This window comes from Paenibacillus sp. FSL M8-0212 (assembly GCF_038004645.1).
GTDB lineage: Bacteria > Bacillota > Bacilli > Paenibacillales > Paenibacillaceae > Paenibacillus.
The window spans coordinates 4,750,577-4,767,314 of record NZ_JBBORP010000001.1 but is presented as its reverse complement, the minus strand read 5'-3'; the positions used below and the strand labels follow the sequence as shown (position 1 = coordinate 4,767,314).

The following is a 16,738-nucleotide window of genomic DNA, read 5'->3' as shown; positions in this document are numbered from 1 at the left end:
AGATTGTAGCCTAATATCTCCGCCTATCTCTCGTTGGTCTCCCTTATCTTTTCCAAAAGCTCCAAGATAACCCCATCCAACTCCTCAAGTACCTCATCTGGTGTAGGAGATTCCAGTATCCTTACCAAATCCGTCTGTAGCATACTTAGATGAGATACAGGTAATCGATCAATTAATCCGACCAAAATGAAATATTCCCACTGTGGATCTTGGGTTTTTAATACATCCTTGAGATGAGGAATTAAATCCTCCCCCAATCTCAATAGTAGATCCTCTACCGGCTTAGAGATAGGCCAATTCCCGTCTTGCAACCACTCCATAAGCTCTGGGATGATAACTTTTAATTCGACATCACTGAACTCGCTTAACTTACGCACCGCTTCATAATCAAACTTATCGCGGGGAAGGCACTCCCTAATATCCATTTTAATTTCCTTCCTCAATCTCAATGTGCAAAATCATACCCCACCTGTGTTACTCGACTGCCGCTACATCGTCTACTTTGATATCAATCTCATCTTGATTCTCCGTAGTTGACATCGCATCTCTCATGCGAATCGTCCACGTTCCTGCATCCTGATCAAATTGTACATCTTCAATCACAGGAACACGTAATTTTTCTCCATCTGGTGAGTATAGTCCACCCCGAATGGCGTCTGCCTCACTTAGATGGGCACCGTCTGGAGTATTTGGACAAGATACCGCTATCTTTTCTGCTCTGGCCTGCCCAGGATAGGGCTGATTTTCCGGGCCTCCATCCGTCCAGACTTCAACATAGGAGCCGATCTGCGGATCAGGCGCATTGGAGAACCATTTTGCCGGATAATACCGATTTCCTCCTCCGTTCGCACTGAAATCCTCATATGCAGGATCAACCACAAGAATGGAATTGTCTTTGCGTTCAACCACATAACCAGTGAATCCATCTTCACTTGGTGCATTGGCTTGAGTCTGCACAGAGTTGCATTCGTTTGATCCTGAACATCCCGTAAGGCATATGATTAGGGTTGAGAGCAACATAAAGATTTGACGAAGATAGGACATATGTAAATCCCCCTTTACTAACACCTCTTTCTAAGCTTAACGTTTCATATCAGGTTATTGTTACAAATACAGCTGTTAGCTCACCCTTAACTTCCTGACGGACCCAGCACCGATCAACCCAAATAATCACTTCTTTGATTCCCTTTTGTACACGTACCTTCCCCATACCACCAACGCCGCACACAACAAGATTACACAATAAGCCCATACAAAAAACATGGCAAGCCCCAAACCGATGTTGGCATCCAGGCGCTTATCAAAGATCTCTGTGTATAGCGAAAAACCGAGTGGCACAGCGCCAACAATGAAAAGTCCAATGGACCATCCACCCCTGCGTTGGAAACCAGACCCCGCACGAATACTGGAAAGTTTGCGAATCCCTTGAGTCAGAAACCACCAAATCAGAACAAATAATAGACAGGTTATAAGAATTTTCAGCATATCGTTCAACTGCATATCGTGCACCTCCTACATCTTGCAAGATGATGAACATATCTTACACGTTAAGCGTTCTCTTTACTATATTACCCGTTTCTATATCCATGATCACAGGCAGACAATAACGTTGCACCGCAGACTCTCACCCTAATCATGAAATAGAAAAAAACGCCACCGTCCTGACCCCTTCCAAGTCAAGAATGATAGCGTTACTTCTCGTATTTACATTGTTACATCCACATCGAACAAGTTACGCGCCAAACTGCGCATAGTGAAGGCGGCTGTACACCCCACCTGCTGCGAGTAATTCTTCATGACGTCCCTGCTCCGTAATGCCTTGTTCAGCCACAACGATAATGCGGTCTGCATTTTTGATCGTAGCCAGCCTGTGGGCGATAACCAGGGTGGTCCGGCCCTCGGACAACTCAGCCAGCGATTGTTGAATCGCCGCTTCCGTTTCTGTATCCAGCGCGGATGTGGCTTCGTCCAGGATCAGAATTGGTGGGTTTTTCAGGAACATACGGGCAATAGACAAACGCTGTTTCTGTCCACCGGACAGCTTCACACCGCGTTCACCAATTAACGTATCCAATCCTTCCGGCATCGATTGAATCAAAGGTTCCATCTGTGCACGTCTGGCGGCCATCCAGATTTCTTCTTCAGATGCATCCAGCTTGCCGTAGGCAATATTCTCGCGAATGGTTCCATCGAAGAGGAATACATCCTGTTGTACAATACCGATCTGACTACGCAAGGAGTCCAGTGTCATATCCTGTATCTCCTGCCCATCAATCGTGATGCGACCTTCCAGCACATCATAGAACCGTGGCAGCAGACTGCATAGCGTTGTTTTACCTGCCCCCGATGGACCGACAAGGGCTACCGTTTCACCTGCATGTACATTTAGATCAATACCTTTGAGCACAGGCTCCTGATCCGAATAACCAAAGGTCACTTGCTCATAACGAATATCTCCACGCAAATGGGATACCGCAACGGCACCTGGACGATCTTCCACATCCGGTTCCATATCAAGCAGCTCCGTATAACGTTTGAAGCCTGCAATCCCTTTCGGATACGTCTCAATAACCGAGTTGATCTTCTGGATCGGTGTCAGGAACACATTGGACAACATAATAAATGCAATGAACTGACCGTAGGTCATACTGCCATTAATGACAAACCATGTTCCGCAAACCAGGACAAAGAGGGATACCAGCTTCATCAGCATATAACTGACAGAGGAGTTCCAGGCCATGATTTTGTATGCAATCAGTTTGGTCTGACGGAAACGACCGTTGTTCACAGCGAATTGTGCTTTTTCATGCTCTTCATTAGCAAAAGCCTGAACAACACGGATACCTGTGATATTGTTCTCAACGCGAGCATTGAAGTCCGCAATATCTCCGAACATTCGGCTGAATGCCTTGGACATTTTGCTACCAAAGTAGAGCGAGAGATAAATAATCAGCGGTACGATGATAAAGGTTAACACCGCCAGATTTCCGTTAATGCTCATCATGATGCTGAATGCACCAATCAGTGTCATCACCGCAATAAATACATCCTCTGGACCATGATGGGCAATCTCACCGATATCCATCAGGTCGTTAGTCATGCGGGACACGAGATGTCCTGTTTTTGTATTATCGAAGAAACGGAACGATAACTTCTGCACATGATTAAACAGACTTTTACGCATATCCGTCTCAATGTTAATCCCCAGCTTGTGTCCCCAATAGGTAACCACAAAGTTCAGGAATGAATTCAGGAAATAGATGCCGAGCAATGCCAGACACGCCCATAGAATCCAGTCCCAGCGGCCGCCTGGCAGCAGATCATCGACTACCCGGTTGACCGCCAGTGGAAAAGCCAGTTCCAGCAGCGCAACCAGAATCGCACAGCTGAAGTCAAGAATAAAGAGTTTTTTGTAAGGCCTGTAGTAGGCAAAGAAACGGCGAAGCATGGACTGAAGTCCTCCTTATGCAATCACACAATAATGATTACGTTCTATTTCGTCTTGCTTAAGAGATACAGGAAGTATGGCGCACCAATAATGGCAACCAGGATCCCCGCAGGAATCTCCGAAGGCTGCAGGATGACACGACCCAGCGTATCTGCAACCAGTACGAGCAATGAACCAATCAAGGCAGATGCAGGTAACAGGAATTGATGCTTTGGCCCCACCAGACGACGCGCCAAATGCGGTCCGATCAGACCAACAAAACCGATCCCCCCACTCACAGATACACATGAACCGGCAAGGCCTACCGCAGCCGCAAGCAAAATCAGTCGCTCACGCTCAACCGGAGTCCCGAGTCCGCTCGCAGTCTGGTCACCCAGATTCAGTACGTTCAGTACCCGCGCCTTGTACAGAACAAGCGGTACAAGAATGATTAGAAACGGAAGCAATGCCGTTACAAATTTCCAGTTCGAACCCCAGATGCTACCTGCCATCCAAGTAGCCACAAATTGATATTTTTCCGGACTAAGCCGTAATGTAAGCACGATCATGGCAGAACTGATTCCCGCCGCTACCCCGATCCCCGTAAGTAACATACGCGTAGGCAGGATGCCCTCTCCTTTTTTGTAAGAGAGAATGTAGATCAGAAATGCAGCAAAACCGGAACCGATCAGGGCCAAAATTGGCAAAAGAAATACTGGCGCTGCTGTCGTTGTCGGGAAAAAGGAAACAAATAACATGACGACCAGACCAGCACCTGCATTAATCCCGAGGATCCCTGGATCTGCCAGCGCATTTCGAGATACCCCCTGCAAAATACAACCAGACAATGCTAGTCCAGCTCCGACCAGCACCGAAATCACAATACGTGGCAGACGGAATTCAAACAGGATCAATTCCTGTTTCGCCGTGCCTCCACCAAACAGGGTTCGCAACACCTCAAGCGGCGAAAGCTTGGTAAAACCTGTGTTCATGCTCACCACAAAAGCCGTAATAATTAATAGGGCAAGCACAATGAGGACAATCGTACTCTTGGTTCTCTTCTTGCGCTCTGCTCCAACTATTGTTGAGGATTCCATCGTTACAGAGTCCTCCTTTCTTTACGCGCCAGATACAGGAAGAATGGTACCCCGATGAGGGCAACCAATGCGCCAATTGGCGTCTCGTACGGCGGGTTAATCATACGTGCAGCCAGATCCGCAAATACGAGCAACAGACTGCCCATCACAGCGGAACATGGAATAATCCAGCGATAATCGACCCCAACCAGCTTCCGCGTAAGATGGGGAATGATGAGTCCAACAAAACCGACCGCACCCACCACGGACACAGCGGTACCCGCGAGAATCAGTACAACAATCAGGCCTATGAGCTTGATCAGCCCAGTACGTTGCCCCAAGCCTACCGCAATATCTTCTCCGAGACTAAGCAGAGTAATGGAACGGGAGATGAGAAGACCTGCGATCAGTGCCGCGAGTACCCAGGGGAACATGACCTCAAGTTGAGACCACTTCGTTCCGGCTACCCCACCGGCTGTCCAGAAAGCCAGATCTTGTCCAATTCTGAAGTACAATGCAATCCCTTCACTGAGTGCCGACAACATTGCTGATACAGCCGCACCTGCAAGCACAAGGCGTAGTGGTGTCAGACCCGATTTGGAAGCTGCACCAAAACCATACACCAACAGGACCCCAAGCCCTGCCCCAAGGAAGGAATACATGATGATATACATAAATGGCAATCCAGGGAAGAAGGCAAAACAAACTGCAAGTGCAAATCCAGCTCCCGCATTTAACCCGAGCAGACCTGAATCGGCCAGTGGGTTACGAGTCATGCCCTGCATGATCGCCCCAGCTACAGCGAAACATGCACCTACCATTGCTCCTCCAAGAATACGTGGTAACCGAATCTCCCATATGATCTGATGTGGTGTCAGCTCAGGATTGAAATCAAAGATAGCCTTCCAGACTACACTAAGCTTAATATCAGCAGCGCCAAATGAAATGGACAACGCCATACCCAGAGCGAGTAGCAAAACTCCCCCTGTAAGAATAAGTGTGGCTGCCCACGGACGAGTGTGTATCTTCGCTGTGGGTGAATCCGGATTATGTTTTTCTGGTGAAGCTTGTGAACTCATACGCGCCCACCCTCGTTATGAGTGGAGTGGCTCAAACCTATGTACATAACAATCACCTCTCTATAAATACCGAACTTTAATGATATTGATTCTCATTCCCATAGACCATTGTAAGTGAATCCACGGGCTCTGGCAATGGACAAATAGGACATGTTTATTGCATATATGAAGATTTGCACACAATTTTACACGCAAAAAGGCTGCGCAAGAGCCAAATAGCTCGAACACAGCCTTATCATTGCATATGTAGAACATGTAAAATACAGACTCGTTTAACGAGCATGTACCGTAAGTAAGGATGCCAGGACATCCGGAACATCAGTAATGATCCCTTGCACACCCATGTCAATCATGGCCTGCATCTCAGCAGGATCATTCACCGTAAATGGATAGGTAACAACGCCATGTGCCAGTGCAGCAGCAACATCTTCTTGTGTCACCGCCAGCTTGTAGGGATGAAGGCCGGTAGCCTCGAGTTTGGCGGCATAATCATAGGGACGATACAACTTTTCCATATATAGAAGTGCTGTACGAATCTCCGGGGCAAGACGTTTACATCTCACGAGCGAAGCATGATTGAAGCTGGACAGCACAACCTGTTGCTCCAGATTCCAGTCCCGGATTGCCTGTATAACCTTTTCTTCCATCCCCTTATAACTCACAATACCATTTTTCAATTCCAGATTAAGCAGCGTTCCTTTCCCCTGTACCAGCTTAAATAACTCCTCCAGAGAAGGAATACGTTCCCCGGTAAAATCAGCATGGAACCAGGACCCCGCATCCCGTGTGCGCAATTGATCGTAAGTCGTATCTTTAACCCAGCCTTCTGTGCCGCCAGTTCGGCTTAACGTCTCATCATGAATCAGTACCAGTCTGCCATCGCTCGTCATCTGCACATCGGTTTCAATGCCTGTCGCTCCAAGCTCCAGACTCCGTTCAAAAGCGCTCATCGTGTTCTCCGGGCATACGGCAGATGCACCGCGGTGGGCAATAATCTCCATGTTCCTCATTCCAGCGCCTCCTGTGTTCAAGCTTCACTCTATGATCCTTACTATAAACACCGTTTGTTAGACCTGTATTAACAGAGCGTATAATGGGTTACCTGCTTCGCTGATACTAGCGAACGGGTTCAACATCTAACGGGCTGGGGATTCACTCATTTTTGCGAACTCAATCTGAAAATCGACATAACATAGTATGAACGATGGAAGCACTGAACTCCGTTATAAGGAGGTTGACTATTGAATCCCTCAAAGAAAAAATCGATACCTACGCGTCCTCACACATCCCAGTTACAGTCGGCTTCCAGGCTTTCCAGATCATCTGTCCATATCAAAAACAAATCCGGCAAAACGGCTAATCAGCGATCTCTTAACTCCAGTTCACCCAACACACTGGATCAGCTGGCTATTGTTGCAGCAATACTCTCCTTAATTGCAGCCGCCATCGGGCTATATATCGCCTGGAAATCGTTAAGTAATCCGGATCAAACTGCTGTTGTGGTGTAAGCTGCTTGTTACGCAGCAAATGGCTCAGGAGGCTCTCTCCTGCTTCTGACCTTATTCAGGGGCAGGTTTTTGCTTTTTCAATTATTTACGTATGCTGGAAACGTCAAAAAACCGTTCCCCTGAAACGCCGGCATATACCGACGTCTCTTTGGAAAGGTCATTTTTTATTCGGGCGCTGCCTCTGCAGCGTGATCCCCGTCCCGGGATACTGACCGAATTACAGAATGAATGTGCGAGAGATAATAACCAACAGAATGAACAATACCAGAATTGCACCTGTCGATGTCCATGCTCCACCACCGAAGCCTCCGCAATATCCGTAACCTGTACCTTTGAGTTCGCTCATCAGTGACACTCCCCTCTTCATCGAAGTACACTATAGACTATGTCCGATAGCGCAACTTGCTTGGGCAGATCAAAAATTCTCCCGAGGAACGAGTAGGTTCAGGCCCATATTCTTATGCACTCATTTCCCGTTGAGTTGTGACCACTTCTGAGTCAGCTCTGCAGGAATATAGGATGACATTTGTTTGATCAGTTCAGCCGGATCAGCTTCCAGACTCCATAGACTGAGATGCGAGGTGTTGGAGAATCCTTCCTGTACGCTATGTTCTACCATCTTCATCAGCGGTCCATAATATCCGTTGACATTTAATAAGCCGACAGGCTTACGATGAATACCGATCTGTGCCCAGCACAGGACTTCGAATAGTTCTTCAAATGTACCCATACCTCCGGGAAGTGCAATGAATCCATCGGATAATTCCGCCATCGTAGCCTTCCGTTCATGCATGGTTCCCACTTCAATCAGTTGTGTGAGCCCTCCATGAACAACCTCGCCCCGGAACAATCCGGTAGGCATAACCCCGATTACTTCTCCTCCTTGCTCAAGAGCAGCATCGGCTACTGCACCCATCAAGCCCATGCAAGAACCACCATAAACCAGTGCATAACCACTATTGGCAATCTGTTTGCCCAGTTGAACAGCCTTCTCTGTATATTCGGGGTGATTTCCCGGATTGGAGCCTGCAAAAACAGCTATACGTTTCATTGGGTTTCACTCCTTCTCATGATCTTTTTAGATTGAACTAAAGAATATTTACACTTGCCACTTCGATGACAGAACAACCTTCCGATCGCTGTTATCCCCAGATTTTTTGATTTAATTTTACAAAGGTGAAAATCTTGGGATAGCGTATGCTTCCGATGTAGCTTTCTTTCAGAAAGCTTTTAGGCGAACGCTCCGCTTCTTCAGGTTATTTCTGTCCTCTACGTTCTCGTGTAAATGTTTAGTTCAATTTTCTATTTTAATAGTATACAACATGAATGTTATGGGTATGTACAACAGGTTAACAGAACCAATGGACAAAAAAACCCGACCGTTTGCAGCCGGTCGGGCTCCCATTGCAATACACATCAATTTAGAAGGGGTTGTTACTACCTAATATACAGACCAAACATTAAATCCGTATGATTTTTGCATGAAATGAATATTAAATCTTCGTATATCTAACGTATGCCACGGCGTGAACGTACGACAAACATATGCTTGTCTTTACGAAGAACCCGACCATCTGCAAGTTCAACCTGATCCTCGTCATGACGCAGAATCGTCGTGGATAATGCTACAATTTTGGCCCGGCGCCAGATCATCACCTGTGACTTGAAATAGATCGCATTTTCGAACTGAATCGCCTTTTTCATCACATATCCAACCTTGTGCACTTCAGAACGTGCTTTCTTTAAGGGAAGACTCTCTTCGGGAAGAGGTCTTATCATTGCGATATTGTCAAACGACACCTTAATCCGTTTCGGTCCGATCCGTACACATTCCGCTTCTTCATCCCACTCGACCAGCGTTCCCTTTAATGGCTCCCGTATGCCTGTTGCACGATATACCGCTACTTTTCGTCCTATCCAATGTCGCAATGTTCTCACCTCCATCTGTCTAGTTTTCAGGTATCTTCCAATCGATCGGTTCAATACCTTTGGAGGTCAAGAAGTCATTGGCTTTGGAAAAGGGACGACTGCCGAGGAATCCACGATGCGCAGCCAGCGGACTGGGATGTGTAGACTCCAGTACCAGGTGCTTGTCCCTGTTAATAAAAGCACCTTTCTTCTGGGCATGACTGCCCCACAGCATATATACCATCGGCTCCGAACGTTCATTCAACGCACGAATGACAGCATCACTAAACGTCTGCCAGCCCAGTGACTGATGGGAGTTCGGCTGACCTTCACGGACTGTCAGAACCGCATTTAATAGCAGCACACCCTGCTGCGCCCAATGAACCAGAGATCCATGATTCGGAATTGGCAGGTCCAGATCGGCATGAAGTTCCTTATATATATTTTTCAGAGAAGGCGGTACACGTACCCCCGGTCTAACCGAAAAACTTAATCCATGAGCCTGACCCGCTCCGTGATAAGGGTCCTGACCAATAATAACAGCCTTAACCTGATGATATGGCGTCAGCTTCAGTGCAGAGAACAGGTCTTCTTTGGGCGGAAAGACCGTCTGCGTTTTGTACTCAGCGGCGAGAGTGTAACGAATCTTGTTAAAATAGTCGGCTTCCGTCTCTTCCTGAAGCACCTTGTCCCAATCGTTTCCAAACATATGTATAGGCTCCTTTCCCCTGATGAATGCAGTTTCGCTCAGCCCAACTACTGGGCTCTACCTTCTGAGAGCCGCATGTCATGCAACTCATAGACTATCCACCATTTTAACATAACCGGGGACAGCAGACCAGAATTGCACATCAGGGTATACGTTCACCTCGGAATAAACCGTGTTCTTGCTACACTAAGTATACTCATACAAAAAAGTCACCACGCTGTTGCGCGATGACTCGATGACTTTATACTTGAACAGGTACCTCTTCGACTTCTTTCACAAGCACACTGCTGATTCTCCGTAATCCTTCCTGAAGGACAGAACGCGGACAAGCCAGATTCAACCGAATACAACCCTCACCATTCGCTACAAACATATGTCCATCTTCGAGTAACACACCCGCTTGCTCCGCAAAGAATAACGGTAAACTTACATTTTGGGGAGCATATGCCGAGATATCAATCCAGGCCAGATATGTGGCATCGGGAATGTGAAAGACAGCCCGTGGCAGATGCTGCTTCACATACTCTTCTACGCATGCAAAATTGGCATCGAGATAACCTTTTAATTGTTTCAGCCACTCATCCCCTATTTCGTAAGCCGCTTGTGTGGCAGCAATACTCAGTGGGTTTTTGAAACCATAATGGCGTGCCTGCCAGATGTCTCGAAGTGCCTTATTTGGAATGATGACATTGGAGAACATCAGACCAGCCATGTTAAATGTTTTGCTCGGAGACATACATGTAATGATTCGATCCGTATCCGGAAACAGCTTCGCGAGTGGCGTATGTCTTTTACCAGTCCGCAGCAGATCACAGTGAATTTCATCCGAAATAATCCATACATTGTTCCTAAGACAGATCTCACCCACACGCTGTAACTCTTCTGTTGTCCAGACGCGTCCAGACGGATTATGGGGGTTGCAGAAAATACATACCCTTACCTTCTCATCCTTGGCCTTGGCTTCAAAATCCTCAAAATCAATCGAGTAATGCCCATGCTCATTGATCATATTCGAACACACCAGTTCAAGATTGTTATGCTCTGCAGCTGACTTGAAGAAACCATAAGACGGGGTCACGATCAGTACTTTCTCATCCGATTGACAGATATATTCCACCAGTTCATACAAAGCGGGGATTATTCCGTTGGAGGTCTCCAAATGCTCCTTCGGGAAGGACCAATCATAGTGTCTCTTCATCCAATTCGAGACAGCTTCATAGTATGCCGGATCAAATACCTGAGAGTAACCCATGATTCTACGGTCCAGACGCTCCTTAACTGCATCCAGTATCTCGGGAGGTGTGGCGAACTCCATATCTGCAATCCACATGCGAATGAATTCTTCATCTTTGAATGGAAAAGTCATGTCCTCTGTGGCGTTAAAAATATATTGACGGAAACCATCCGTATTCATGGCATTTGTTCCTGTGCGGTCTATAATCTCATCAAAGTTATATTTCATAGCTTCTGCTCCTCTATCTGCTTTACTTTTTCATTGTCGTTTCATGTCGTATTAACTCTATTATTCCATGACGTAGAAATTGCATCAAATGTAATACAATCTATTCTGACGAAACAAATGAAGTTTATTGTTTCTCCAAAATAGGTATTTCGATGAAAAAGTGATATATTTCTCATATAACATCATTTTTATGAATGACTTTCATCATTTTCACGTACTCTCAAGAAACATTACATAAGGAGAACCGTTTATGAACAATATCAATCAGGAAGTTGGCAAGAAAATTCGAAACTTTCGGAAGTGGCGGGGATTGACCATTCAACAGCTTGCGGATCAGATCTTCAAAAGCAAGGGCACTCTGTCCAAATATGAGAGCGGAGATATTACACTTGATCTGGTCACGTTACATCATATTGCTAATGCGCTCAACATTCAGGTGGAGCAACTCTTGTATCAAGAACCTAGGCATGCATCTCCCCTGATGAATGCGGTCCCGTCCAGCTTTTTCAAGAACTCCACACGTTTCTATTCCTACTTCTATGACGGGCGTAATAACAGTCTCATTCGTTGTGTCATTGACATGATGGCTCAGTCGGATGCCAACCGTTATCGCACCGTGATGTATATGAATGTGAAGGATTTTGAGAACTATCAAGAGTGCGAGAATATGTATTGGGGCCACACCGAGCATTATGATACACTCACCACGCTGATTTTGAAAAATCAGGCCACGCCGCTGGAGAACCTATATATTAATATTTTGGCGTCTTTTCAGGAATCGGAGAAAAAATGGGGACTGATGGCTGGTGTCTCTTTCAGACCTTTCATGCCTATCGCGCTCAAAATGTTATTCTCCAGAACCCCGCTGCCCGAGAATCAGGAGTTATATAATGAATTAAAAATCTCAAAGGAAGATCTGCGGACCCTGAAAATATACAACATGCTCGCTGTCACCTGAACAACGCAGCGTGTCACACATTCTCATATCATATGGATGGAGACAGTCCCTCCCCATTAGAAAAGGCACTTCTAAAAGCTGTTGAAACCAGCTCATAAAAGTGCCTTTTGCTTTGACGCTTATTGGATCAGGGAATAAACGAGACTAACGCTTAGTTTTTAATTAAATCCAGCGTCTCGTCAAACATTTGCTTCTGTTCCTCAATCTTGTTCTCATTACCGATCACGCAGCGCTGTTGCTGTTCAAGTATGACCGATAAAAGCTCAGCAAAACCGATAATGTCGGTTTCCTTCGTGCTTAACACTTCGTCACGTTCCTGTTGCAGATCCGCTTCAGTCACATTCGACAGATAACACTCCAGCGAGAATGCTCCTTCGCCATAAGGTGTTCTCGGCGTATCGAGATCCTGAATCGCACCAATGATATAACGTGTCATTTCCCGCTCGTCTGCCCGGAAATCGGTCAAATATTGCGGTATCTCTTCATATACTTTGTACGTTTTATCGAGATTTGGATCGCGATACGATGCAACGTAGCTGTCTCCGTTCCGTCTGAAGCCTGACATACAGCCATAAGCTCCGCCTTTGGCGCGGATATTGGTCCACAAGTAATCCAGAGACAGGATTCCCTGCAAGACCCGTAGTGAACCGGTATATTGATATCCTTTGTCGATATAATTGCCCGTTTGCACCACGTACTGCACCTCTGACGGGGAACGGAATCCTTCCTTATGAATAGCCGGTGTGAACGTAAACTCTTCCTTGGCAACCTCATGTGTGAATAGCTTTGCTTTCAGATCGGATACCTGTTGCTCCAGTCCTTCATATCCCTGCTCATCGGCAGTGTAACTAACAAGCAAGTTCTCCGGTCTAAAAATATGCCCCGTCAACTCTTGCAGGCTGGAAGATAACTCTTCTTTTCTAGCCTCAAAGTTCGCTTGAAGATCCTCAAGCCACTGGTAAAACGCGATACCACTCACAGCTTCTCTGAAATCCGCGACCGCTGAATGTTTGGACGAAGACCGGCCAATTCCCGCAGAGTGTCCGCTGTTGATCAGATTACGTTGCAGATTACCTTTCATCTGAGAGATGATCTCATACAACCGCTTCGAATTATCGAATTGGGATGTGAACACAATTTCTTTGATCATATCAAAGGCAAATCCAAGCTTGTCATACAACACTTTTGCGTTGAACTCATAGGTCGCCTTGAATTCATTGTGCTTATGCGCGTTAGCATAAGATCCAATCCCGCTATGAATACCGCCTGAATGGATGTGGATTTCATTGGACAATTCATTAAACGAGTAGTTTTGAGTATCCACGTAACCCAGTACATTTTTCAGCAATCCTGCATACGGCAGGAGATGACGTGGCACTTCTTTAATATCAAATAGCAGTCTCAGATAACCAATTCCGTTGGTGTAGAGGTTATGATGGAGAATGGTTGTGCCGTCGACCTGGTTCACCGTTTGATGCAACGTAGAGGCCTTCGGTTCAATATCTTCAATCGATAACGTCGGAATGACCTGCTGCTGCTCTTTGGTTGAAGGTGTATTCTGATACTCGGCGAGTGCCTCCGTTTTTTGAATCAACGTCTGAACTTCTTCCTCACTAAGACCAGCCTGAATAGTTTTCAGACGTTCTTTCAACGCTTCCTCCTTGCGTGAGTTCAGCCCCTTATCCGGGGTAAGCGCCACAAAAGAAGTATGTGTGTTCTGCAAAATATATTTCTCAATCAGTTGCTCGAAGTAACCTTCGTTCATTTTTGTCCGCAATTCAGCAAATACGTCATTGGCTTCCAAATGAGTGAAAGGTGCTTCTTCATCATACAACCAGCCTTGCAGGGAAGAGAATCCGTAGATCAGGCCTTTCGGCATTCTGCCATAGTCCGCTTCTCTATGATTGAACTCATACGAGTTAATTCCAGCAAGCAGCGCTTTCGGATCAAAACCTTCTTTTACCACACGCTCAAGCACTTCTTTGACCGTTCCCAGGAAATCCTCTTTGCTCGCCAGATTGCTCTTCTTCAGTCCCACCGTGAACACAGGCTGGTATAGACTGTCATCATACGAACCGTAGACATCCTTCGCAATGCCTTTATCCAGCAAAGCCTGTTTCAATACCGCTCCCGGAGCGTTCAGCAGGGCGTATAACAAAATTTGAAACGAGATGTTCAGTTCCTTATCCAGACTTGTGCCGATTACCGCGTTGTAGGTCAAGAAGCTGTTATCCACTTCCGATTCCGTACTTCCCGCAGAGTAAGTCTTAACTGTGTCTACCCGTTCTGCAAAGGCAGGTTGTAGTTGAATGGCCGAATCAATATCGATGCGATCATATGCACTCAGGTAGTTCTCATCCAGCCATTGCAGCTTCTCTTCCATATCCATATCCCCGTACAGATAAATGTAACTGTTGGAAGGATGGTAGTATCTCGTGTGGAAATCCAGCAGCCCCTGATACGTTAGATCCAGAATAGCTTCTGGGAATCCGCCAGACTCGGAGGAGTATGTGGTATCCGGGAAAAGGGAGTTCAGCACTTCTCTGCGCACCATTCGTTCCGGTGAAGAAAAGGCACCCTTCATCTCGTTATATACAACTCCGTTGTAGGTTAACTCATCGTCAGCAGAGGTCAGGTTGTAGTTCCAGCCTTCTTGCAAAAATATCTTTTCATTCTCATAAATATTCGTATTCAATACTGCGTCCAGATATATATCCATCAGATTATGGAAGTCATGATCATTACGACTCGCGATCGGATAGATCGTCTTATCCGGATACGTCATGGCGTTAAGGAATGTATTCAATGAACCTTTCAGCAACTCAACAAAAGAATCCTTGGCCGGAAATTTCTTGGACCCACAGAGCACGGAGTGTTCGAGGATATGGGCTACCCCTGTATCATCTTCCGGAGGTGTGCGGAAACCGATACTGAATACTTTGTTGTCATCCTGATTGGACAAAAGTACAATTTTGGCCCCGGATTTCTGGTGTTCAAGCAGATACGCATCCGATTTCAGTTCTTCAATTCTGCGCTCCTGTAACACCTTGTATGGCTTAAGCTGTTTCAACATAAACTTGAGTCCTCCGTCCATAAGATTGTTTTATTGGTTTTGTGACTCTACATAAGTTCAAATATGGTTATTTACACAGGCACTCCGATGACAGAACAACCTTCCGATCGCTGTTATCCCCAGATTTTTTTGATTCCCTATTAAACGGGAAAATCCGGGGATAAAGGCGCCCGCTTCGCTTCTTCAGGTTATTTCTGTCCTCTCCGTTATCGTGTAAATGTGTAGTTGAACCTATATCGTTCAGCAAGGTAAAGGTAATATATGCCTATGGATAGTATACACCATTGTTCCGTCTCTTCATAAAAGTCAGATAAATGTACCTTCTGATATGTATTATGCAGGGTATATGTTTATGAACTGCATGGTGATGTGGTCTGCAATGAAGTGACATTGATATTAAAGAACACAAAAAAAGATCGCATGCAGCTTGGTTAACAAGCGTCATGCGATCTTTCTTTTTAAGATGCCGAGGACCGGGATCGAACCGGTACGGTAGTCACCTACCGCAGGATTTTAAGTCCTGTGCGTCTGCCAATTCCGCCACCCCGGCAGGATTATGTATTTCTTGGCGACAAGAAATATCTTACCATGAACTAATTAACTTTGCAACACTTTTTATAAAAAAATTTAACTATATAAGTTTAACTAATGATTTACACGATAACGGAGAGGACAGAAAAAACTGAAAAAGCGAAGCGTTCGCCTAAAAGCTTTCTGAAAGAAAGCTACATCGGAAGCATACGCTATCCCCGGATTTTCCCTTGAGAAAAGGGAATCGAAAAAATCTGAGGATAACAGCGATTAGAAGTTATTCTGTCATCGGAGTGTCAGTGTAAATAATCTTTAGTTCAACTTATATAAATGAAACAGGCACTGCAAGCGTCAGCTCACAGTGCCTAGAAAGTCCGAGTTGCGGTCCCGGACTTCCGGTAAACCAATCTATATTAAGGGAGGTGTGAGATAAGAATACCTCCCCAACATTAAAGAAACCTAAAATCAGCCTTAAATTAAACTAAAAAAGTAAAATAGGTCGAACACGAGCCGCTTCTTCCTCACTGCACTCCACGATAACCAAGATATGGTCCTTTAACAGCCAATCTTCGTAATACCGCGCATCCTCCTCCGAGATCCCCGCTTCAGTCAGTGTGAGCACCAAATCATCGGTCTCACTCCCAATCTCATTACCAGCGAGTCTACGCACTGCATTTCCGATCGACATCGTCTGATCCATTCGCTTCCCCAGACCAGCCAATATGCCTTTTAGAGCGCCAAAGGCACCATCCGTTCCGGCACCCTTCAAAGGTTTGGGCAGCCCCGTCTTTTCGCTCACCAGCTCCAGATTAAGCTGCTCCTTCGCCACCGCTCCCAAATATTTATCCTTGATGCCTTCCTCTTTCACCTGATTCAGCATCAATATAGCCTCGTTTTCGGTACGGGCCAGCCCAATAATCAATTGTGTCATTCCGTTCCCCTCCTTTTACCCTAATATAACCCCGTAATCCCCATTCAAAAACGGATCGTCCACAGCTAAGACAAAT

The 16,738-nt window shown here is 45.9% G+C and carries 16 protein-coding genes and 1 tRNA gene; 2 read left to right on the top strand and 15 right to left on the bottom strand.

Going from position 1 to position 16,738, the window contains the following annotated elements; translation table 11 throughout:
- Window positions 1-23 precede the first annotated feature (23 nt).
- From MKX68_RS20970 to MKX68_RS20940, 7 genes are all read right to left on the bottom strand, one after another.
- Window positions 24-425, bottom strand: coding sequence for a DUF5071 domain-containing protein (locus MKX68_RS20970; RefSeq protein ID WP_340913989.1), 402 nt, complete (start codon window positions 423-425; stop codon window positions 24-26).
- A gap of 49 nt (window positions 426-474) precedes the next feature.
- Window positions 475-1,044 carry a DUF3221 domain-containing protein gene (locus MKX68_RS20965; protein WP_340913988.1) on the bottom strand — a complete coding sequence of 190 codons (570 nt, stop codon included), beginning with the start codon at window positions 1,042-1,044 and terminating at the stop codon, window positions 475-477.
- Window positions 1,045-1,170: 126 nt separating this feature from the next.
- Window positions 1,171-1,500 (bottom strand): hypothetical protein, encoded by a 330-nt coding sequence (locus MKX68_RS20960; RefSeq protein ID WP_340913987.1) that lies wholly within the window; start codon window positions 1,498-1,500, stop codon window positions 1,171-1,173.
- Window positions 1,501-1,732: 232 nt separating this feature from the next.
- Window positions 1,733-3,448: an ABC transporter ATP-binding protein gene (locus MKX68_RS20955; RefSeq protein ID WP_091028558.1), complete on the bottom strand. Its 1,716-nt coding sequence runs from the start codon at window positions 3,446-3,448 to the stop codon at window positions 1,733-1,735.
- Window positions 3,449-3,492: 44 nt separating this feature from the next.
- The gene (locus MKX68_RS20950) at window positions 3,493-4,524 is read right to left on the bottom strand and encodes a FecCD family ABC transporter permease (RefSeq protein ID WP_237174416.1); all 1,032 of its coding nucleotides are present in this window, start codon (window positions 4,522-4,524) and stop codon (window positions 3,493-3,495) included.
- Between the two features lie 2 nt (window positions 4,525-4,526).
- Window positions 4,527-5,582, bottom strand: coding sequence for a FecCD family ABC transporter permease (locus tag MKX68_RS20945; RefSeq protein ID WP_036614761.1), 1,056 nt, complete (start codon window positions 5,580-5,582; stop codon window positions 4,527-4,529).
- A 272-nt stretch (window positions 5,583-5,854) separates the two neighbouring features.
- Complete coding sequence (locus MKX68_RS20940) at window positions 5,855-6,592, bottom strand: glycerophosphodiester phosphodiesterase (protein WP_340913986.1); 738 nt, start codon at window positions 6,590-6,592, stop codon at window positions 5,855-5,857.
- A 231-nt stretch (window positions 6,593-6,823) separates the two neighbouring features.
- Between MKX68_RS20940 and MKX68_RS20935 the strand changes: the two genes are divergently transcribed.
- On the top strand, window positions 6,824-7,090 hold the full coding sequence (locus tag MKX68_RS20935) for a hypothetical protein (protein WP_036614763.1): 267 nt from the start codon (window positions 6,824-6,826) through the stop codon (window positions 7,088-7,090).
- Between the two features lie 217 nt (window positions 7,091-7,307).
- Here MKX68_RS20935 and MKX68_RS20930 read toward each other — a convergent pair whose 3' ends face one another.
- The 5 genes from MKX68_RS20930 to MKX68_RS20910 form a co-directional block, all read right to left on the bottom strand.
- Window positions 7,308-7,436 carry a hypothetical protein gene (locus MKX68_RS20930; protein ID WP_255319930.1) on the bottom strand — a complete coding sequence of 43 codons (129 nt, stop codon included), beginning with the start codon at window positions 7,434-7,436 and terminating at the stop codon, window positions 7,308-7,310.
- Window positions 7,437-7,556: 120 nt separating this feature from the next.
- Window positions 7,557-8,141, bottom strand: coding sequence for an LOG family protein (locus MKX68_RS20925; RefSeq protein ID WP_340913985.1), 585 nt, complete (start codon window positions 8,139-8,141; stop codon window positions 7,557-7,559).
- 458 nt (window positions 8,142-8,599) lie between these two features.
- On the bottom strand, window positions 8,600-9,019 hold the full coding sequence (locus MKX68_RS20920; protein ID WP_017687369.1) for a hypothetical protein: 420 nt from the start codon (window positions 9,017-9,019) through the stop codon (window positions 8,600-8,602).
- Between the two features lie 19 nt (window positions 9,020-9,038).
- Entirely contained in the window at window positions 9,039-9,707 is a 669-nt protein-coding gene (ung, locus tag MKX68_RS20915; RefSeq protein WP_340913984.1) for a uracil-DNA glycosylase, read from the bottom strand.
- A 241-nt stretch (window positions 9,708-9,948) separates the two neighbouring features.
- On the bottom strand, window positions 9,949-11,169 hold the full coding sequence (locus tag MKX68_RS20910; protein ID WP_340913983.1) for a MalY/PatB family protein: 1,221 nt from the start codon (window positions 11,167-11,169) through the stop codon (window positions 9,949-9,951).
- Between the two features lie 250 nt (window positions 11,170-11,419).
- On the opposite strand from MKX68_RS20910, the gene MKX68_RS20905 reads away from it, so the two are divergent.
- Window positions 11,420-12,127, top strand: a complete 708-nt coding sequence (locus MKX68_RS20905; RefSeq protein ID WP_017687366.1) for a helix-turn-helix domain-containing protein — start codon at window positions 11,420-11,422, stop codon at window positions 12,125-12,127.
- 151 nt (window positions 12,128-12,278) lie between these two features.
- On the opposite strand, the gene MKX68_RS20900 is transcribed toward MKX68_RS20905, so the two are convergent.
- From MKX68_RS20900 to MKX68_RS20890, 3 genes are all read right to left on the bottom strand, one after another.
- Window positions 12,279-15,200, bottom strand: a complete 2,922-nt coding sequence (locus MKX68_RS20900; protein WP_340913982.1) for an insulinase family protein — start codon at window positions 15,198-15,200, stop codon at window positions 12,279-12,281.
- A gap of 464 nt (window positions 15,201-15,664) precedes the next feature.
- A tRNA-Leu gene (locus MKX68_RS20895) sits at window positions 15,665-15,750 on the bottom strand.
- Window positions 15,751-16,212: 462 nt separating this feature from the next.
- Window positions 16,213-16,662 (bottom strand): general stress protein, encoded by a 450-nt coding sequence (locus MKX68_RS20890; protein WP_124116048.1) that lies wholly within the window; start codon window positions 16,660-16,662, stop codon window positions 16,213-16,215.
- Window positions 16,663-16,738 lie beyond the last annotated feature (76 nt).

Coding starts and splice junctions, on each gene's coding strand:
- MKX68_RS20945 (WP_036614761.1), bottom strand. CDS start 5,582: ATGAGTTCACAAGCTTCACCAGAAAAACATAATCCGGATTCACCCACA.
- MKX68_RS20910 (WP_340913983.1), bottom strand. CDS start 11,169: ATGAAATATAACTTTGATGAGATTATAGACCGCACAGGAACAAATGCC.
- MKX68_RS20930 (WP_255319930.1), bottom strand. CDS start 7,436: ATGAGCGAACTCAAAGGTACAGGTTACGGATATTGCGGAGGCTTCGGT.
- MKX68_RS20960 (WP_340913987.1), bottom strand. CDS start 1,500: ATGCAGTTGAACGATATGCTGAAAATTCTTATAACCTGTCTATTATTT.
- MKX68_RS20900 (WP_340913982.1), bottom strand. CDS start 15,200: ATGTTGAAACAGCTTAAGCCATACAAGGTGTTACAGGAGCGCAGAATT.
- MKX68_RS20925 (WP_340913985.1), bottom strand. CDS start 8,141: ATGAAACGTATAGCTGTTTTTGCAGGCTCCAATCCGGGAAATCACCCC.
- MKX68_RS20965 (WP_340913988.1), bottom strand. CDS start 1,044: ATGTCCTATCTTCGTCAAATCTTTATGTTGCTCTCAACCCTAATCATA.
- MKX68_RS20940 (WP_340913986.1), bottom strand. CDS start 6,592: ATGAGGAACATGGAGATTATTGCCCACCGCGGTGCATCTGCCGTATGC.
- MKX68_RS20950 (WP_237174416.1), bottom strand. CDS start 4,524: ATGGAATCCTCAACAATAGTTGGAGCAGAGCGCAAGAAGAGAACCAAG.
- MKX68_RS20905 (WP_017687366.1), top strand. CDS start 11,420: ATGAACAATATCAATCAGGAAGTTGGCAAGAAAATTCGAAACTTTCGG.
- MKX68_RS20890 (WP_124116048.1), bottom strand. CDS start 16,662: ATGACACAATTGATTATTGGGCTGGCCCGTACCGAAAACGAGGCTATA.
- MKX68_RS20970 (WP_340913989.1), bottom strand. CDS start 425: ATGGATATTAGGGAGTGCCTTCCCCGCGATAAGTTTGATTATGAAGCG.
- MKX68_RS20955 (WP_091028558.1), bottom strand. CDS start 3,448: ATGCTTCGCCGTTTCTTTGCCTACTACAGGCCTTACAAAAAACTCTTT.
- ung (WP_340913984.1), bottom strand. CDS start 9,707: ATGTTTGGAAACGATTGGGACAAGGTGCTTCAGGAAGAGACGGAAGCC.